This is a genomic window from Microbacterium sp. BWR-S6Y, from assembly GCF_041379845.1.
Lineage (GTDB): Bacteria > Actinomycetota > Actinomycetes > Actinomycetales > Microbacteriaceae > Microbacterium > Microbacterium hydrothermale.
This window is the reverse complement of sequence record NZ_JBFECV010000015.1, coordinates 3,563-5,222: the sequence shown is the minus strand read 5'-3', so window position 1 is coordinate 5,222 and position 1,660 is coordinate 3,563. Positions and strand designations below refer to the sequence as shown.

General features: G+C 55.4%; 1 rRNA gene. It reads left to right on the top strand.

Going from position 1 to position 1,660, the window contains the following annotated elements:
* Positions 1–102 precede the first annotated feature (102 nt).
* Positions 103–1,624 (top strand): 16S ribosomal RNA (locus tag AB1K56_RS18470).
* Positions 1,625–1,660 lie beyond the last annotated feature (36 nt).

Here is a 1,660-nt window from a genome sequence, read left to right as displayed (position 1 = left end):
TTTTGGGGTTGGCGTATGGATACGTCAGTAATGATGTTTCTCTTTGGTCAGTTTCAAACTCGCTGCGGTCACTGTTTTCCCGGTGGTTGTATGCATTTCTTTTTTACGGAGAGTTTGATCCTGGCTCAGGATGAACGCTGGCGGCGTGCTTAACACATGCAAGTCGAACGGTGAAGCCAAGCTTGCTTGGTGGATCAGTGGCGAACGGGTGAGTAACACGTGAGCAACCTGCCCTGGACTCTGGGATAAGCGCTGGAAACGGCGTCTAATACTGGATATGAGCCTCTTCCGCATGGTGGGGGTTGGAAAGATTTTTTGGTCTGGGATGGGCTCGCGGCCTATCAGCTTGTTGGTGAGGTAATGGCTCACCAAGGCGTCGACGGGTAGCCGGCCTGAGAGGGTGACCGGCCACACTGGGACTGAGACACGGCCCAGACTCCTACGGGAGGCAGCAGTGGGGAATATTGCACAATGGGCGGAAGCCTGATGCAGCAACGCCGCGTGAGGGATGACGGCCTTCGGGTTGTAAACCTCTTTTAGCAGGGAAGAAGCGAAAGTGACGGTACCTGCAGAAAAAGCGCCGGCTAACTACGTGCCAGCAGCCGCGGTAATACGTAGGGCGCAAGCGTTATCCGGAATTATTGGGCGTAAAGAGCTCGTAGGCGGTTTGTCGCGTCTGCTGTGAAATCCCGAGGCTCAACCTCGGGCCTGCAGTGGGTACGGGCAGACTAGAGTGCGGTAGGGGAGATTGGAATTCCTGGTGTAGCGGTGGAATGCGCAGATATCAGGAGGAACACCGATGGCGAAGGCAGATCTCTGGGCCGTAACTGACGCTGAGGAGCGAAAGGGTGGGGAGCAAACAGGCTTAGATACCCTGGTAGTCCACCCCGTAAACGTTGGGAACTAGTTGTGGGGACCATTCCACGGTTTCCGTGACGCAGCTAACGCATTAAGTTCCCCGCCTGGGGAGTACGGCCGCAAGGCTAAAACTCAAAGGAATTGACGGGGACCCGCACAAGCGGCGGAGCATGCGGATTAATTCGATGCAACGCGAAGAACCTTACCAAGGCTTGACATACACCAGAACGGGCCAGAAATGGTCAACTCTTTGGACACTGGTGAACAGGTGGTGCATGGTTGTCGTCAGCTCGTGTCGTGAGATGTTGGGTTAAGTCCCGCAACGAGCGCAACCCTCGTTCTATGTTGCCAGCACGTAATGGTGGGAACTCATGGGATACTGCCGGGGTCAACTCGGAGGAAGGTGGGGATGACGTCAAATCATCATGCCCCTTATGTCTTGGGCTTCACGCATGCTACAATGGCCGGTACAAAGGGCTGCAATACCGTGAGGTGGAGCGAATCCCAAAAAGCCGGTCCCAGTTCGGATTGAGGTCTGCAACTCGACCTCATGAAGTCGGAGTCGCTAGTAATCGCAGATCAGCAACGCTGCGGTGAATACGTTCCCGGGTCTTGTACACACCGCCCGTCAAGTCATGAAAGTCGGTAACACCTGAAGCCGGTGGCCCAACCCTTGTGGAGGGAGCCGTCGAAGGTGGGATCGGTAATTAGGACTAAGTCGTAACAAGGTAGCCGTACCGGAAGGTGCGGCTGGATCACCTCCTTTCTAAGGAGCATCTGGCACTGATGGCCTTCGGGTTGT